This window comes from Mycobacterium sp. IDUB_24 (assembly GCF_055419385.1).
Genome location: NZ_JBVAXO010000008.1, coordinates 1 through 16,511, shown reverse-complemented (window position 1 = coordinate 16,511; position 16,511 = coordinate 1). Strand labels below are relative to the sequence as shown.

Below are 16,511 nucleotides of genomic sequence, written 5' to 3'. Positions count from 1 at the left end.
AAGGAGTCACATGGCAAAGTCCGGGATCACCCCGCGAATGCGGTTCGCCCACGCCGTCGCCGCCTGGTACGACGCTGAAGCCTACTTCCGCAGGCGGTCTCGTCGCGGATGCCCCTTCGGCATGGCCATACCGGGCCTCGGCGAGGTGCTCTTCGCCACCCGCTCCGAACACGTCCGCGAATTCCTCACCATTCCGTCATCGGTACTGACTCCACCGATGCCCAATCCGATCGAGCCGGTGGTCGGCGAAGGATCGATAATCCTGCTCGACGGAATGCCCCACAAGCGGGAACGGGCCCGGTTTCTGCCCGCGTTGCACGGTGAACGCATTCGCCGTTATGCCGATGCGATGGCGCGGGCAGCCGAGGAAGAGATCGAGTCCTGGCGGCCAGGCATATCGATCGACGCTCGGGACGCGGCGCAGTCGATAACACTGCGCATCATCATCCGGACCGTCTTCGGCATCGAGGACCGCGTGCGCACCGACCAATTCGTCCGCACCGTCAAGTCGATGATGCGCAACTACGTCGCGCCGTTCATGTTCTTCCCCGCGCTGCGCCGCGCCCCGTTCGGCCTCGGTCCTTGGCGACGTTTCTCGCGGCGGCGTGCGGAGCTTGACGGTCTGCTGTCCGAGCAGATCGCTCTGCGACGACGGACGGGCACCGCCGGCTACGACGACGTCCTCAGCGTCCTACTGTGCGATGACCGGGCCGGCAATCGCAGCGATGACAAGGTGCTGCAACAACTCCGGACGCTGCTGGTATCCGGACACGAGACATCGGCGACCACCGTCGCGTGGGCCCTGTTTCACATCCACGATGACGACGTCGTCCGTGGCAGGCTACTTGCCGAGCTGGCGGGCAATCCACCTCCCGAGGACATGCCCAAACTGCCCTACCTCGGCGCCGTCATCTCGGAGACGCTCCGGATGCATCCGACGGTGTCGATCGTGGTGCGCCAGCTGAAGTCGGCCATTCAGGCCTGGCAGATCCCGAGGGCTGCGGGCGACGTGATCGGCGTGTCACTGCCGGCGCTGCATGCCGATCCGGCCGTCTGGCCGGACCCACGCCGGTTCGATCCCAACCGTTTTCTGGAGCGTAAGCCACCTCCTGCTGAGTACTCGCCGTTCGGCTACGGGCACCGGCGTTGTCCTGGAGCAGCTTTCGCTTCGCTGGAGCTGTCGATCGTTCTGGGCACATTACTCAGCCGGGTCGAACTGAAGCGGCCGGACGGCGATCGAATGCGCAAACAGCCACGGTCGATTCCCCGCGGCGTCGCCGCGGTACCGAACCGGCCCATCAGGTTGCACGTCGTCCGCAAGCTACCGCCACCACCCGATACGAAACGAGGCTGGGAATCATGAGTTTGAAGCAACGCGTGCCGCTGCTGCGATGGTCCTTCTGGCGACTGGCGTTGGGCAGTCGAAACATCACGAGAACCGGACAGATCGGCGACGGACGGGAAGCCGCGGCGGTGCGGTACGTGCTCGCGAATGCTCGCCAGGGCGACATCGACGACGTTCTGGCCGCCATCGACCGATACGCCTACACCGAGTCGTTCCTGATCAACGTCGGCGACGAGAAAGGCGAGCTGCTCGACGCCGCGGTACGCCGCGCTGCGCCCGCGGTGGCACTCGAACTCGGAACCTACTGCGGCTACGGGGCACTTCGGATCGCCAGGGCAGCACCGACAGCCCGCGTGTACTCGATCGAACTGTCGCCCGACAACGCCGAAAACGCCCGACGCATCTGGGAACACGCGGGCGTCGATGACAGGGTTACCTGCGTGGTCGGGACCATCGGCGATGGTGGCCGCACTCTCGAGACGCTGGCGGATGAATACGAGTTCGGCACCGGCTCAGTCGATCTCGTCTTTCTCGACCATGACAAGAACGCCTACCTATCCGATCTCCAGAGCATCCTTGACCGCGGCTGGCTACACAGGGGCACGATCGTGGTGGCCGACAACGTGAAGCTCCCCGGCGCCCCGAAGTACCGCGCCTACATGCGCGAGCAGCAGGGTGCGAGATGGCGGACCGTCGAGCACAAGACGCATGGCGAGTACGGGTCCGTCTTTCCCGATTTGGTGCTGGAATCCGATCTCCTCGGCTGACACACGCCGAAGGAACCCTGACCTGCCGGCATCTGCCGTCCTAGGCTGTCCGTCATGAGTCTCAAACAGCGGCTGCCGTTGTTGCGGTGGTCGTTCATCCGGATGGGAATCGGCGCCAGACACTTCGCCCGCACCGGGCAATGGGGCGACGGCCGAGAGGCCGCGGCCGCCGATTATGTGGTGGCCAATGCCCGCGCCGGCGACCTCGACGATGTCATCGCCACCATCGACAAGTTCGCCTACGAGAAGTCGTTCCTGATCAACGTCGGCGACGAGAAGGGCGCGCTGCTCGACGCGGCAGTGGTCCGGGCGAACCCGCGACTGGCCCTCGAGCTTGGTACCTACTGCGGTTACGGGGCGATGCGCATCGCCCGTGCCGCGCCGACTGCCCGGGTGTTCTCGGTCGAGTTCTCCGCCACCAACGCCGAGATCGCCCGGCGCATCTGGGCCCACGCGGGGGTTGCCGACCGCATCACGTGCGTGGTCGGGACCATCGGCGACGGCGGCCGCACGCTGGACACGCTCGCGGCGGCCGGATTCAGCCCGGGCGCACTGGATTTCGTGTTCCTCGATCACGACAAGAACGCCTATCTGTCCGACCTGCAGAGCCTGCTGGACCGCGACTGGCTGCATCCGGGCTCGATCGTGGTCGCCGACAACGTGAAGTTGCCGGGGGCGCCGAAGTACCTGGCCTACATGAGCGCGCATCAGAGCTCGCTCTGGAACACCACCCATCACAAGACCCATGCCGAATATCAGACGCTGCTGCCCGATCTGGTGCTGGAGTCGGAGTACCTGGGTTAACGCGCCCGCGGGTGCGCACCCGCCCAGACCTCGCGCAGGGTGTGCACGGTGACCATGGTGTAGATCTGCGTGGTGGTCACCGAAGCGTGGCCCAGCAGTTCCTGCACGACACGCACATCGGCGCCACCGTCGAGCAGGTGCGTCGCGAACGAATGCCGCAAGGTGTGCGGTGAGACCGCCGACGCGATGCCGGCCCGCGCAGCCGCATCCTGCAACACCTGCCAGGCACTCTGACGGGACAGCCGGCCGCCGCGGGCGTTGAGGAAGATTCCGGGGGTGCCCCGGCCCCGGCGGGCCAGATCCGGACGCCCCCGCACCAGGTACGCGTCGAGCGCAGTGACCGCCGGGCGGCCGATGGGTACGAGCCGCTGCTTGCCGCCCTTGCCTCGCAGCAGCACCGAACGCGCATGTGTGTCGATGTCGTCGACGTCGAGTCCGACGGCCTCGGAGATGCGCGCGCCGGTGGAGTACAGCAGTTCCAGCAGTGCCCGGTTACGCAGCGTCAGCGGGCCGTCGGCTTCGCTCTCCCCGCCGGCGGCCTCGAGCAACGCGAGCACCTCGTCGAGGGTGAGGCTCTTGGGCAGCCGACGGCTGGGGGTGGGTGGTTTGACCCCGCGGGCGACATCGAGCTCGGTGATGCCCTCGGCCGTGGCGAACCGGTGCAGTCCACGGACGGCGACCACGGCCCTGGCCGCCGAAACCGCCGACAGCGCGGTCACCCCCGATTCGGGATCGCCCCGACGCAGGGCGATCAGGAAGTCGCTGACATCGGTCTCGGCCACCTGGGCCAAATCCCTGATGCCCCGCTGCGTCAGGTGTTCGGCATAGCGGCGCAGGTCGCGCCGGTACGAACTCAAGGTGTTGGCCGCCACGCCCCGCTCGATCGTCAGGTGATCGAGGTAGCCCTGCAGTTGGTCGTCGAGGGCCGATCGGAGGGGCGCCGGTGTTGTCATGACAGACCTTTGCGCCGCCTGAACGCCGTCGGACGGTCGGTCCACACCGATTCGACCGGTCTCAACGCCTCCGCGTCGGGCATCGCGTGGGCGGCCAGAATGCCTGCCACCGCAATGCCATTCACGATGTCGCCGGAGAACACCCGCCGCACTGCCTCCCCGAGCGGCACCCGCTCGACGATCATGTCAGCTTCCTCGTGCTCGGCCTCGGGACGGCCGATGTCGGTCAACTCCGTGGCCAGGAAGATCCGCACGCTCTCGTCGGAGAACCCCGGCGTCGAATCGAGGTCCACCAGCACCCGCCAGTGAGCGGCGGCAAGGCCGACCTCTTCGGACAGTTCGCGCGCGGCCGTCACCTCCGGAGGTTCCCCGCCCAGATCGAGGAGGCCGGCAGGCAGTTCCCAGAGCCGACGCCCCAGCGGGTGGCGATACTGGTACACCAGTACCACGTTGCCGTCCTCGTCGAGAGCCACCACGGCGACGGCACCGTAGTGCTCGACGACCTCGCGCCGGGCCGACCCGCCGCCGGGCATGCTGACCTCGTCCGCGCGCAGCGCGAAAATGTTTCCGACGTAGACGGTTTCGCTGGCCCGGGTCTCGAAGTCGTGTTCAGCCAAGAGAAGCGGCTTCGGCTTCGTCCGCCGGACTCGCGCCGGCATCCACTTCCCCGCCCGCCTCGTCGAACTGTTCGGGAAGCTCCATCCCGGGCAACCGCTCCTCGGCCTTGTAGGCCAGTGCTGCGCCGATGAATGCCGCGAACAGCGGATGCGGCCGCGTCGGGCGACTCTTGAGCTCAGGGTGAGCCTGCGTTCCGACCAGGAACGGATGGATCTTGGAGTCGTACTCCACGAACTCCACCAGGTGCCCGTCCGGTGAAGTGCCGCTGAACCGCAGCCCGCTCTCGGCGATCCGGTCCCGGTAGGCGTTGTTCACCTCGAAGCGGTGCCGGTGCCGTTCGGACACCTCGGTGGCCTGGTAGGCCTCCGACACGATGGATCCGGCCTCCAGCACCGCGGGGTACGCACCCAGTCGCATGGTGCCGCCCAGGTCGGCCTCGCCGGCGACGGCGTCCTTCTGATCGGCCATCGTGGAGATCACCGGATCCGGGGTCAACGGATCGAACTCGGCAGAGTTGGCGCCGGCGATGCCGACCGACCGGGCTGCCTCGATCACGATGCACTGCAGTCCCAGACACAGGCCGAGAACCGGGAGGCTGCGTTTGCGGGCGAAGGAGATCGCCCCGAGCTTGCCTTCGATACCTCGAATGCCGAACCCGCCGGGAATCAGCACCCCGTCGACATCGGAGAGCGCAGCCGCCGCGCCGGCTTCGGTCTCACAGTCATCGGAGGCCACCCACCGGATCTCCACCTTGGCACGGTGTTTGAAGCCGCCGGCGCGTAGCGCCTCGGCCACCGACAGATAGGCGTCCGAGAGGTCGATGTACTTGCCCACCAAGGCAATCCGCACAGTCTCGTGCGGCTCGTGCACCCGGCGCAGCAAGTCGTCCCACTCCGACCAGTCCACGTCGCGGAACGGCAGGTTGAGCCGGCGCACCACGTACGCGTCGAGTTCCTCGCGATGCAACACCTTGGGGATGTCGTAGATCGACGGCGCGTCCGGAGTGGAGATCACCCCGTCGATGTCGACGTCGCACATCAGCGCGATCTTGTTCTTGAGCGGCTCGGGCACGTCGCGGTCACACCGCAGGATCAGCGCGTCGGGGGTGATGCCGATGCTGCGCAGTGCGGCCACCGAATGCTGGGTGGGCTTGGTCTTGAGCTCACCGGACGGGGCCAGGTACGGAACCAGCGACACGTGGAGGAAGAAGCAGTTGTCACGGCCAACCTCGTGGCGCACCTGACGGGCGGCCTCCAGGAACGGCAACGACTCGATGTCGCCGACCGTGCCGCCGATCTCGGTGATCACGATGTCGGGGCGGTGACCGGTCGCGTCAGGCTCCGCCATGGCCAGGATGCGGCTTTTGATCTCATCGGTGATGTGGGGAATCACCTGCACGGTGTCGCCGAGGTACTCGCCGCGACGTTCCTTGGCGATCACCGACGAGTAGACCTGACCGGTGGTGACGTTGGCCGACTGGGACAGGTCGCGGTCCAGGAACCGCTCGTAATGGCCGACATCGAGGTCGGTCTCGGCGCCGTCCTCGGTCACGAACACCTCACCGTGCTGGAACGGGTTCATGGTGCCGGGATCGACGTTCAGATAGGGGTCGAGCTTCTGCATTGTCACCTGCAGTCCCCGCGCGGTCAGCAGCTGACCGAGGCTCGAGGCCGTCAACCCCTTACCGAGTGAAGACGCCACGCCACCGGTGACGAAGAGGTGTTTGGTGGCGGTTTGCGGGTGCTTGCGTAAGGCGGGCAAAAGCATCCTCCGTGACGACGGGCAGGGGATCGAGAAACTGCTGTGGCCTGCCGACCCACGGAATCTCACCTTAACACCGACACCGACAAGCCGCCGCTGGCGCGCCGCGTACGCCTGCGGCAAATCGGTGGCCGGCTCGCCCCTATTGCGGCACGGTCACCGACATCGCGCCCTGCCCGGTCCCGTACCTGCCCGGCTTCCCGCCGCCCACGAGGTCGCTCAGCGCCAGGATCGCGGTGATCTGGCCCGCGCTCGAATCGACGTCGTCCACCGTGCCGACCGCAGCCGCCAGTCCGGCGTCTGACCTGGTCACCGCCACGGGTCCGGTTCCAGACGCGGACCCGGAGCGACCCGTGAGCACGGTTCCCGTGCCGTGCGGAGCCAGGCCGGCGGCGAATCGGGCCACGGTCGCGCCGCGGTTACCGCCGTCTTCCCCCAGCCCGCCGCCGGTCACGATCAGCGCCGTGTTGGCCGCGCCGATGTGCGCATCGTCATAGGTGAGGAATCCGGTGTCGCGCAGCGCGGCGAGCACGGTCTGCCGCTGCATGTCATCGACGGGCGCCGCGGCCGGGTTCCGGTCGATCAGCAGGGTGATCCCCAACAGGTCGCCGGCCTGTGACCCCTGGTCCACCGCCGCGGTGCTCAGCTGTTTTCCCGCCGGCACGATCGGCGAGTTGACCACCGAGAGCAGCTTGTCCGCCGAATTCGCTTCGACGAACTCGTTCGTGAGTGCCACTTTCCCGGTCACGGTGCCGCCCGCGTCACGGACGAAACGCGTCACCGCGTCGACATCGCCGTCGGCGGCGTCCGGCGTGCGGAACACCACCACCGTCTTGTCCTTCAATGCGTCGCGTACCATCCGCGGCGCCATCTGGGCATCGAATTCGCTTGCGGCATTCAGCTTTTCATTGAGCGCGTTCTTGCCGTCATTGAGTGCCTCGATCTGGTGCTGGAGGTCCAACTTGTCGTCCCGAAGACCCGACAGCACCGTGTTCGACAGCAGTCCCGAACCCAGGGCCACCCCGATTGCCAGCGCCAGAAACACTGCCGCCAACGAAATCGCATGCGCGCGTAGCGTGATCACAGCTCACCGCCCACTCAGCTGACCAGGCTCTGCACCCAGAGCGTGAAGCGGTTCCAGTAGTCGACGACCAAGTCGAACACCGCACCATCGGCGCGAGACACCCACAGCGCCACGACCACGGCCACCAGCATGGCCATGACCAGCAGCGCGATCGCCCCGCCGGACACCCGGCTGCGGTACAGGGTCGCCACGGCCTTGGCGTCGACGAGCTTCTCCCCGACCTTCAACCGGGTCAAGAACGTCGACGGGTTGCTGCGCTGGCGCGAGCGGTCGAAGAACTCCTCGATCGAGGCAGTGTGACCGGCCGTGACGATCAGTGACGCACCGTGGTGATCACACAGCAGTAGCGCCAGGTCAGCCGCCGATCCCGCGGCAGGGAAGGTCATCGCACCCACACCGAGATCCTGGATGCGTTCCAGCCCGGCGGCGTGGCCGTCGGCGTCGGCGGGCAGCACCACCTGGGCGCCACACCGCAACACCTCGACGCTCATCTTGTCCGGGTCACCGACAATCAGGGCGGGCCGGTATCCGGCCTTGCGCAGGACATCCGCGCCGGCCCCGACGCCGACCAGCACCGGCTGGTACTCCTTGATGAAGGGCTTGAGCGCCTTGAGGTCCTCTGCTGCGTCGGGTTCCTCGGCGACTATCACCACGTGGCGACGGTGCAGGTCCACGTCGATGTTCGGGATTCCGATGCCGTCGATGAGCAGCGGGCTCTCGCTGCGGATGAACTCGATCGTGTTGCCCGCGAATGCCTCCAGGTGCGCCACGAGGCCACTCTTGGCGTCGTGCATCAACTCGTGGATCTCTTGGTCGTTGCGCTCGGTACCGACCGCGATGCGTCGGTCACCTGAGTAGACGCCGCCGTTGTTCAGGCGGATCCGCGCCCCGTCCTTGATCTTCCTGAAGACCTCCGGCCCGGCCTCGTCGATCAGCACCACACCGTTGGCGACGAGCACCTCGGGCCCGAGGTTGGGATAACGCCCCGAGATGGACGGCGAGGCGTTGACGACACCGGCGATCTGGGCCTCGACAAGCGCATCGGCCGTGATCCGGTCCAGATCCTGGGCGTCGAGGACGACGATGTCGCCGGGGCCGACGCGACGCAGCAGCCGATCGATGTCGCGGTCCACTCGCGCAGTGCCGGTCACTCCGGGACGCGTACTGGCATTGCGAGTGAGCAGCGTGGACATCTTCATGCGCCGATTCTGTCGGGCATCGCCGGTCAGAGGGCGGAGGCGCGCCGTAACACCAGCCTCACAAGTTGGCTTCTGTCACATCAGTAACAGCCAATCGGTCTCAATCGCGCTTCGCTGCATAGTGCCGCGCCGCCTTCGCGCGGTTGCCACAGGTGGCCATGGAATGCCAGCGTCGTGCCCCGTTTTTGGAGGTGTCGTGGAACCACAGGATGCAGTGCGGATGTGCACACTGCTTGACGCGGTCGGGCGCCTCGGTCAGCAACCGCAGCAGGTCCACGGCGGCCAGCCAGCCGGCCAACCATTCGGGTTGGTGTACCTCGGCAGCCTCGGCGGGGCCCGTGGCCGTGAGGATGCGCCGGATCCGGCCGCGTTCCAGCACCTCATTCACCTCGTCGACGGATCCTGCCTGCAGAGCCCGCAGGATCGCCTCGCGGGCCGCGACCAGCGCAATCCGCGACTTCTCGTCAGCCTCGCAGCGGTCATCCAGTCCGTTGGCCAGCAACCAGCACCGCAGCCCCTCGACGTCCGCGAGAAGGTCCTGCGGTCCGTCCGCCGACATCCACCGGGTGTTCAGCAGATCCAGCGCAAGAGGTTCGCCGACATGCGGGCGCGGATCACGCATACCTGAGGGTAACCACGCGCCACCGACAGCAATGGACACCCGCCGAACTAACCGATGAAATTTGATTAGGCGGTTGACGGCAGCCCTGCACTAGTTCTAACCTGTGTAAACAACTTCAACGGTTATTCATTCAGGAGGACTACATGCCCGGGACCACCACGCCCCAGCTCGCCACCGGACACGTCGGCATCAACGTCACCGATCTCGACCGCTCCGTCGCCTTCTACCGAACCGCCCTCGGCTTCGAACCGCTGGCCGTCCACGGCGAGGGCGAGCACCGGTACGCCTTCCTGGGAGCCGGCGGGACGCTGCGCCTGACCCTCTGGCAGCAGAGCAACGGCCGATTCTCCACCGACACTCCGGGCCTGCACCATTTGTCGTTCGAGGCAGCCGACATCGATGAGGTGCGGACGGTCGAAGCAGCCCTGAAAGCACTTGGCACCGAGTTCGCGCACGACGGCGTCGTCGCGCACGGAGAGGGCGCCACATCCGGCGGTATCTTCTTCACCGACCCGGACGGAACCCGGCTCGAGGTGTACGCCCCGAATGGGGCGCAGACGGCCCCTGCACCAAATGGGGCGACCCCCACCTGCGGATTCTTCTGAGCCGAGTAGGTGAGCATGTATCACTCAGGTGAGTTGGCGGTGCAGCGGCGGATGGGGCAGTCGACCATCGCCGCGCGCGTCGGCCGGATGATCCGCACCGACGTTCCAGAGGCCGCCGCGGCATTCCTCGCCGAACAGCCGATGATCGTGGTCGCCGCAGCCGATGACCGAGGCCGGCTCTGGACCAGCTTGATCGCCGGCTCACCCGGCTTCGTCCACGCCGACGATCCACGCACGATCCTGCTGGAAGCGCTGCCCGGGCCGGGCGATCCTCTCCACGATCTGCTGCGCAGCGGTCAACAGATCGGGATGATCGCCATCGAGCCGCGGACCCGACGCCGGATGCGGGTCAACGGCTCCGCCGAACCAGCAGGGAAGGGCCTCCGGATCCACGTCGATCAGGTGTTTTCGAACTGCCCGAAGTACATCTCGCGCAGGGATATCACCGAGGTGCGGTCGACGATGGAGGTGCCCGACGTACACCGCGGCGAGTCACTGACTGACCGGCAGCAACAGCTCGTCGCCGGCGCCGACGCCTTCTTCATCGGGTCGGCGGATGCGGCGGGCAATGCCGACGCCTCCCATCGCGGTGGCAATCCCGGTTTTCTGCAGGTGCTCTCGCCCCGGCATCTGCGCTGGCCGGACTATCGCGGAAACTCGATGTTCATGACGCTGGGCAATATCGACGCCGATCCGCGGTGCGGATTGTTGGTGGTCGACTGGTCTTCCGGATCAACGATCCAACTCACCGGGACCGCCGAAATCAACTGGGATGAAGCCGATTCCGGTGCCGGCACACAATGCGCGGTCGACTTCACGGTCTCCGAAGTGGTCGAGCTGACACACATCAGCCCGTTGCGATGGGGCTCCGCCGAGTTGTCGCCGGCCAACCCGGGCTAGGGGGCGCTGCGCTCCTGCTGCGCGGCCTCGAGCAACTCTCTGGCGTGAGCCCGGCCGCTGTCGGACTCCCCCAGACCGGCCAGCATGCGCGCCAATTCGGCAACCCGGTCCTCATCGTCGATGCGCCGCACACCGCTGGACTTGGCACGGCCGTTACCGCTGTCGACCAGCAAGTGGGCATCGGCGAACGCCGCGACCTGAGGCAGGTGGGTCACCACGATGACCTGGTGCGTCCGGGCCAGCCGGGCCAGCCGCCGGCCGATCTGCACCGCGGCCCGGCCGCCCACGCCGGCGTCGACCTCGTCGAACACCATCGTGGTGCCGGCCGTCGACACCGACAGCACCACCTCGAGAGCGAGCATGACGCGCGACAGTTCACCGCCGGAGGCGCTCTTGGCCAGCGGCAGCACATCCGCGCCCCGGTGGGCGGTGAACCCGAACTCGACCGCGTCCACGCCGTCATGGCCGGCGTGCAGCAGCTCTCCGTCGGGCATAGTCACCGGCGCGGAATCATCGGCCCGTGCCGGCATCGGCGCCACACCGATCGTGAACACCGCATTGGTCATCGCCAGGCCGGCAAGTTCCGCGGTCACCGCTTTGGCCAGCCCCTTGGCCGCCTTGGACCTGATCTTGGTGAGTTCGCCTGCCGCCGTGGCCAACTGCGCCTCCAGCTCGGCGACCTTGCGGTCGAGGACAGCCAGACTCTCCTCGGACACATCGAGCTGCGCCAACCGCTCCGCGGCATCACGCGACCACTCCAACACCCCGTCGACGTCGGCGGCGTACTTGCGGGTGAGTGTGCGCAGCTCGGCCTGACGCGCCAGTTTCGTCTCCAAAGTGCTGGCGTCGCTGGGCAATTCGGAGAGATAGTCCCCGAGCTCGCCGGATACGTCATTGATCACCGCCATCGCCTCGGCCAGACGGACCGCCAGTGCCTGCAGCGCGGCGTCATCGGTGGATTCCAGCGCGGCTTGCGCCCGGCCCACACCGTCGGCCGCGGAGGTGGACTCCGCGGGCTCGTCCAGCTCGCCGGACAACGCGAAGCGGGCGGTCTGCGCCGCCTCCCGCAGCGCGTCGAGTTCCGAAAGGCGACGGATGTCGGCGATGATCGCCTCATCCTCACCGGGAAGTGGTGCGACAGCATCGATCTCGTGGATGCCGAAGCTGAGCCGGTCGGCCTCCTGGGCCAGTTCCCGGGCCCGCCGTCGACGATCGGTCAAATCACGACGCGCTGCCAGCCACTCGTCGCGGATACGCCGGTAGCGCGTCAGCGGCTTGTCCACCTCGGCGAACCGGTCGAGTGCCGCCCGCTGCTCGTCGGGCCGCATCAACCGCAACTGGTCGTTCTGGCCGTGCAACGTCAGCACCTGGGCGGTGAAACCGCTCAACGATTTTGCCGGCACGCTGCGGCCACCCAGATATGCCCGAGACGGTCCGGCCCGGCTCACCGAGCGAGCTGCGATCACACTGCCGTCATCATCACGCTCGGCGCCGGAGGATTCCAGGATCTGCTCGACCCTCCCGGACACGTCCTCACCGAGTTCGATTGTGCTGAACCGGCCTTCCACCACAGCCCGGTCAGAGCCCGAACGGACCCTGGTCGCGTCCGCCCGCGCCCCGCCGAGCAGATGCAGGCTGGTCACCACCATCGTCTTACCGGTGCCGGTTTCACCGGTAAGAACGGTCAACCCGCGATCGAACTCCGCGGTGGCAGCACTGATCGCGCCCAATGACTCGATACGAATCTCCGACAGCACAGGTATCTACTGCCCTCGCCATCCGGTGACCGGCAGCCGGAACTTGCGTACCAACCGATCGGTGAACGGTGCCGAGTCCAGCCGCACCCACTTCAGCGGCGTTCCACAGCGGGTCACTTCCAGCCGGCCTCCGGCCGGTACCACCATCTCGCGGCGACCGTCACAGAACACCAGGGCATCGTTGCCGCTCGCCTCGATCTCAACCGCGATACTGGCCAGCGGACTCGTGACCATCGGACGGGCAAACAGTGCGTGAGCATTGTTGGGCACCACCAGAATCGCCTCCAGGTCCGGCCACAGCACCGGGCCGCCCGCCGAGAACGCATAGGCAGTGGATCCCGTGGGGGTCGACACCAGCACCCCGTCACAGCCGAACGCCGACACCGGCCGGCCGTCCACCTCCACCACCACACCGAGCACCCCGAGCCGGGGTCCCTTCTCCAGGCTGGCCTCGTTGAGCGCCCAACCCCGGTCCACCACATCGGTACCCACCCGGACCGCGATGTCCAGGGTCATCCGTTCCTCGATGCGGTAATCACGCCCGATGACGCGCTCGAGCACGTGGTCGATCGCCTCGGCCTCGGCTTCGGCCAAGAATCCGATCCGGCCCAGATTGACTCCCAGCACCGGGATCTCGACGTTGCGTGCCAACTCCGCGGCCCGCAGGAACGTGCCGTCCCCGCCGAGCACCAGCACAAGTTCGCACCCTTCGGCGGCCCGCTCCTCTGCGTCGACCACCTCGATGTCCACGCCGAGGGCCCGCATGTCGTCGGGCGCCAGGTGCAACGGGCCGCGGTCCACAGCCTCCGCCGAGAGCACCTTCAGACCAATGCCGTTGTCGCCGAGCACCTTTTCCACCCGACGGGCAACTTCGGTCGCCTCGTCCCGGCCGGTGTGCACCACCAGCAGGATCGTGCGTTCAGCCGTCATTGCGGCCCCTCCTCGACCGCCTGCCGCACTGCCTGCTCGAGCGCTTCGCCGTCCAGCGAACGGTCGCTCCGGGCACGCAGGTGCAGGAAGTACTCGACATTGCCCGATGGCCCCGGGAGCGGGCTAGCCGTCACATCGACAGCATGCCACTGCAATGTGGCCGCCTTGCGCGCGACCGTGCACACCGCGTCGATGCGCAGCTCGGGATCGGACACCACGCCGCCGGCGCCCACCCGATCCTTGCCGACCTCGAACTGTGGTTTCACCATCGGAACGATATCGGCGTCGGCAGCTGCGCAGGCCGTCAGCGCGGGAAGAACTGTGGCCAGCGATATGAACGACAAGTCGGCCACGATCAGCTGCACCGGCCCGCCGATCGCCTCGGCAGTCAACTCCCGCACATTCGTGCGCTCCAGCACGTGCACCCGTTCATCGGACCGCAGCGGCCAGGCCAGTTGTCCATAGCCCACATCGGCGGCCACCACCTCCGCGGCTCCGCGGTCGAGCAGCACCTCGGTGAAGCCCCCGGTGGAGGCCCCGGCATCAAGGCAGCGCCGACCCTCAACGGCGACGTCGAACGCGTCGAGCGCACCGATCAGCTTGTGCGCGCCACGCGAGACCCAGGTCCGTTCCGCGGTCGCGATCACCGTGATGTTGGTGTCCGGGGCCACGGCCGTGGCCGCTTTGGCGGCCGGCATGCCGTCGATCCGCACGCGCCCGGCCTCGATCATCTCCGCCGCCTGCTGGCGTGACCGGGCCAGACCCCGCCGCACCAGCTCGGCATCAACGCGGGCGCGCCGCGCCACCGACGCTCACCTTCCGGTCGCCTGCGGTCCGCTTGGTTGCCCCCTGTCGACGGATTCAAGGGCCGCCACCAGCAGATCGTGGGCCTGCTCGAGTCTCGAGGCCACCACGTCGATGTCCATGCCTTCGAGTGCAGAGGGGTCCACCGCGGGATCCGGCACACCGGCCAGCACCGCAGCGACCTGGGCACGCAGTTCGTCGGGATCGGTACTCATAGCAACACTCACGCTAGTCGATGGCGCACTAATCGACCGGCACCGACAGCAAGGACCAACGTTGCAGTGCTCGACGGGCTGTGTCGTCGCCGGCCGACACCGTGAACGCGGCGTGGTCCAGGTCCGCACTCCAGACCGCATACGCGGTGGCCCTTACCACCGACAGGTCGTCGCGTGGATCCTCCCCGGTGGCATGCGCGGTCACCGTGTCCCGGTCCACATCGATCCGCCAGGCCGGCTGCGCCGCGATGCGCAAGGCGTCGGCGTCGTCATGCAGCCCCCGCAGATCCGCGGCCAGGTAGCCGGGACGCTCGGCAGGAACCGCCCGCACTGCCTCGACTGCGGTGCTGACGCCGGTGAGCACCATGAGACTCGGCAACCCCGCCGCGACGGCGCCGGCGATATCGGTGTCGAGCCGATCCCCCACCACCAGCGGAGTCGCGAACGTCCCACGGCTCAGCGCGTCGTTCATCAAAGTCGGTTGAGGCTTCCCGGCCACCAGTGGATCCTGGCCGGTCGCCACCCGCAATGCAGCCACCATCGAGCCGTTACCCGGTAGCAGCCCGCGCTCGGACGGCAGCGTCAGGTCCACGTTGGCCGCCACCCACAGGGCACCGGCACGAATGGCGAGTGCCGCCTCGGCCAGATCCGGCCATGCGGTAGTGGGCGAATGGCCCTGCACGACCGCGACCGGGTGCTCGTCGAACGTCCGAACCGGCCGTAACCCCGCGTTGCTCACCTCGCCGGCAAGTGCATCCGTCCCGACGACGAGAACGGCTGAGTCCGCCGGCAGATTGGCGGCCAACAGGTGCGCCGCACTCTGTGCGCTGGTCACCACATCGTCGGATTCGGCGGCGAAGCCGAGTTCACGCAGATGCTCGGCGACCTGTTCAGGCGCTCGCGACGCATTGTTGGTGACATACAGCACCCGTGCGTCGATCCCGGACAAGCTCTCCAGTGCACCCGCGGTGGGCTCGTGCCCGCGAAACACCGTGCCATCGAGGTCGAGCAGCAGGCAATCATGTTGCCGTGCAAGCGTGGTCACGTCAGGACAGCTCCGTGATCCGGTCTTCCGCGTCGGTGATTCCGTCGACATCAGCCTGCTCCGCGTGGACGAACCATTGCAGGGCCTCGTCGCCACGCCCAAGTGCCAGCAGTGTGTCGGCGTATGCGTAGAACAGCCGGGCCGAGGTCGGTCCCACTTTGGTCGGGTCCAGGGGCGGGGACGACAGAATCGCCAACGCCTGCTCGAACTGCCCGAGGTCGGAACGCGCACCAGCCGTGACGATCCGAAGCTCGTCGGCGTCCTCGCCGGTGAGCGCGACAGCCTCGTCACTGCGCGCCAGTTCCAGCGCCCGTTCGGGCCGGCCGACACCGCGCTCGCAATCGGCGATCATCGCCAGCAGGGCCGACTTGCTGCCCATGCGCCGCGCCGCACGCAACTCGGCGAGCGCCTGGGCCCAGTCGCCGCTGTAATACGCCGCGATACCGACCGCCTCACGCACCACCGCGATCCGCCCGGCCCGGTTGCGGGCGGCACGAGCGTGGGCCAGCGCCGTCTCGGGATCCTCATCCAGCAGCTTGCCGGCCATCACGAGATGGCGGGCCACGAAATCGGCGGTCGTCTTGTCCAGCGTGATCAGCTCCCGACGCACATCGGGAGCGAGCTCTTTCGCCTCGACGTCGACCGGCAATTTCGGGCCGTCGTTCCTCGGTTCGCCATCCTCGGTGGGCTGCGCCGACCGCGCCCGGCCCGGCCCGGAGGCCCGGGGTGCGCCGGCACGTTGATCCCTCCCGCGCTGGTCGTAGTGCCGGCGAGGGCCTGAACTGTTGCCCGATGCGCGGTCGTTCGATGCACGCCGCGGGCGCCGCTCTGCGTCGCCCTGTCTGTCTCCGACCACGTGTGCCTTTCTACCCGCCCTTCCCGCAAAGGATACTGGCAGCAGCCACGGCCGACATAATTATGTGAGCGCCGACGCAGCGAGTAATCGCTCGAATATCAACTGAATTCGACTGTGAAATCGATAATTAAAAACGAATCGCCCCCCACGTAAAACGTGGGGGGCGATTCTTAATTTGTGTTCGGCGGTGTCCTACTTTTCCACCCGACAGGGTAGTATCATCGGCGCTGGCAGGCTTAGCTTCCG

At 67.3% G+C, this 16,511-nt stretch carries 17 protein-coding genes; 5 read left to right on the top strand and 12 right to left on the bottom strand.

What is annotated here, in order from left to right; translation table 11 throughout:
- Window positions 1–10 precede the first annotated feature (10 nt).
- From ACZYZF_RS24945 to ACZYZF_RS24935, 3 genes are read left to right on the top strand one after another with little or no spacing between them, the layout of a single operon-like run.
- Entirely contained in the window at window positions 11–1,363 is a 1,353-nt protein-coding gene (locus ACZYZF_RS24945) for a cytochrome P450 (protein ID WP_463747725.1), read from the top strand.
- Entirely contained in the window at window positions 1,360–2,112 is a 753-nt protein-coding gene (locus tag ACZYZF_RS24940; protein ID WP_463747724.1) for an O-methyltransferase, read from the top strand. The genes ACZYZF_RS24945 and ACZYZF_RS24940 overlap by 4 nt, the downstream gene beginning before the upstream one ends.
- A gap of 54 nt (window positions 2,113–2,166) precedes the next feature.
- Window positions 2,167–2,916, top strand: a complete 750-nt coding sequence (locus ACZYZF_RS24935) for an O-methyltransferase (RefSeq protein ID WP_463747723.1) — start codon at window positions 2,167–2,169, stop codon at window positions 2,914–2,916.
- Here ACZYZF_RS24935 and xerD read toward each other — a convergent pair.
- From xerD to ACZYZF_RS24905, 6 genes are all read right to left on the bottom strand, one after another.
- The gene (gene xerD, locus ACZYZF_RS24930; RefSeq protein ID WP_463747722.1) at window positions 2,913–3,869 is read right to left on the bottom strand and encodes a site-specific tyrosine recombinase XerD; all 957 of its coding nucleotides are present in this window, start codon (window positions 3,867–3,869) and stop codon (window positions 2,913–2,915) included. The two genes, ACZYZF_RS24935 and xerD, sit on opposite strands and share 4 nt — an antisense overlap.
- Window positions 3,866–4,486: an NUDIX domain-containing protein gene (locus tag ACZYZF_RS24925; RefSeq protein WP_463747721.1), complete on the bottom strand. Its 621-nt coding sequence runs from the start codon at window positions 4,484–4,486 to the stop codon at window positions 3,866–3,868. The genes xerD and ACZYZF_RS24925 overlap by 4 nt, the downstream gene beginning before the upstream one ends.
- Window positions 4,479–6,254 (bottom strand): CTP synthase, encoded by a 1,776-nt coding sequence (locus ACZYZF_RS24920; RefSeq protein ID WP_463747720.1) that lies wholly within the window; start codon window positions 6,252–6,254, stop codon window positions 4,479–4,481. Before ACZYZF_RS24920 ends, ACZYZF_RS24925 begins: the two co-directional genes overlap by 8 nt.
- Before the next feature lie 136 nt (window positions 6,255–6,390).
- Window positions 6,391–7,332: a copper transporter gene (locus ACZYZF_RS24915; RefSeq protein WP_463747719.1), complete on the bottom strand. Its 942-nt coding sequence runs from the start codon at window positions 7,330–7,332 to the stop codon at window positions 6,391–6,393.
- A gap of 14 nt (window positions 7,333–7,346) precedes the next feature.
- On the bottom strand, window positions 7,347–8,531 hold the full coding sequence (steA, locus tag ACZYZF_RS24910) for a putative cytokinetic ring protein SteA (RefSeq protein WP_463747718.1): 1,185 nt from the start codon (window positions 8,529–8,531) through the stop codon (window positions 7,347–7,349).
- Between the two features lie 100 nt (window positions 8,532–8,631).
- The gene (locus ACZYZF_RS24905; RefSeq protein ID WP_463747717.1) at window positions 8,632–9,153 is read right to left on the bottom strand and encodes a CGNR zinc finger domain-containing protein; all 522 of its coding nucleotides are present in this window, start codon (window positions 9,151–9,153) and stop codon (window positions 8,632–8,634) included.
- A gap of 143 nt (window positions 9,154–9,296) precedes the next feature.
- Between ACZYZF_RS24905 and ACZYZF_RS24900 the strand changes: the two genes are divergently transcribed.
- Window positions 9,297–9,758, top strand: coding sequence for a VOC family protein (locus ACZYZF_RS24900; protein ID WP_463747716.1), 462 nt, complete (start codon window positions 9,297–9,299; stop codon window positions 9,756–9,758).
- A gap of 15 nt (window positions 9,759–9,773) precedes the next feature.
- Window positions 9,774–10,658: a pyridoxamine 5'-phosphate oxidase family protein gene (locus tag ACZYZF_RS24895; RefSeq protein WP_463747715.1), complete on the top strand. Its 885-nt coding sequence runs from the start codon at window positions 9,774–9,776 to the stop codon at window positions 10,656–10,658.
- Here the strand turns inward: ACZYZF_RS24895 and recN are convergent.
- From recN to ACZYZF_RS24865, 6 genes are read right to left on the bottom strand one after another with little or no spacing between them, the layout of a single operon-like run.
- A complete protein-coding gene (recN, locus tag ACZYZF_RS24890; protein ID WP_463747714.1) occupies window positions 10,655–12,415 on the bottom strand; it encodes a DNA repair protein RecN in 1,761 nt (586 codons plus the stop codon). The two genes, ACZYZF_RS24895 and recN, sit on opposite strands and share 4 nt — an antisense overlap.
- A 6-nt stretch (window positions 12,416–12,421) precedes the next feature.
- Window positions 12,422–13,345, bottom strand: coding sequence for an NAD kinase (locus tag ACZYZF_RS24885; protein WP_463747713.1), 924 nt, complete (start codon window positions 13,343–13,345; stop codon window positions 12,422–12,424).
- The gene (locus tag ACZYZF_RS24880) at window positions 13,342–14,151 is read right to left on the bottom strand and encodes a TlyA family RNA methyltransferase (RefSeq protein ID WP_463747712.1); all 810 of its coding nucleotides are present in this window, start codon (window positions 14,149–14,151) and stop codon (window positions 13,342–13,344) included. The genes ACZYZF_RS24885 and ACZYZF_RS24880 overlap by 4 nt, the downstream gene beginning before the upstream one ends.
- Window positions 14,152–14,157: 6 nt before the next feature.
- Window positions 14,158–14,364 carry a hypothetical protein gene (locus tag ACZYZF_RS24875; protein WP_463747711.1) on the bottom strand — a complete coding sequence of 69 codons (207 nt, stop codon included), beginning with the start codon at window positions 14,362–14,364 and terminating at the stop codon, window positions 14,158–14,160.
- A gap of 28 nt (window positions 14,365–14,392) precedes the next feature.
- Window positions 14,393–15,409, bottom strand: coding sequence for an HAD-IIA family hydrolase (locus ACZYZF_RS24870; RefSeq protein ID WP_463747710.1), 1,017 nt, complete (start codon window positions 15,407–15,409; stop codon window positions 14,393–14,395).
- 1 nt (window position 15,410) lies between these two features.
- A complete protein-coding gene (locus tag ACZYZF_RS24865) occupies window positions 15,411–16,265 on the bottom strand; it encodes a tetratricopeptide repeat protein (protein WP_463747709.1) in 855 nt (284 codons plus the stop codon).
- Window positions 16,266–16,511 lie beyond the last annotated feature (246 nt).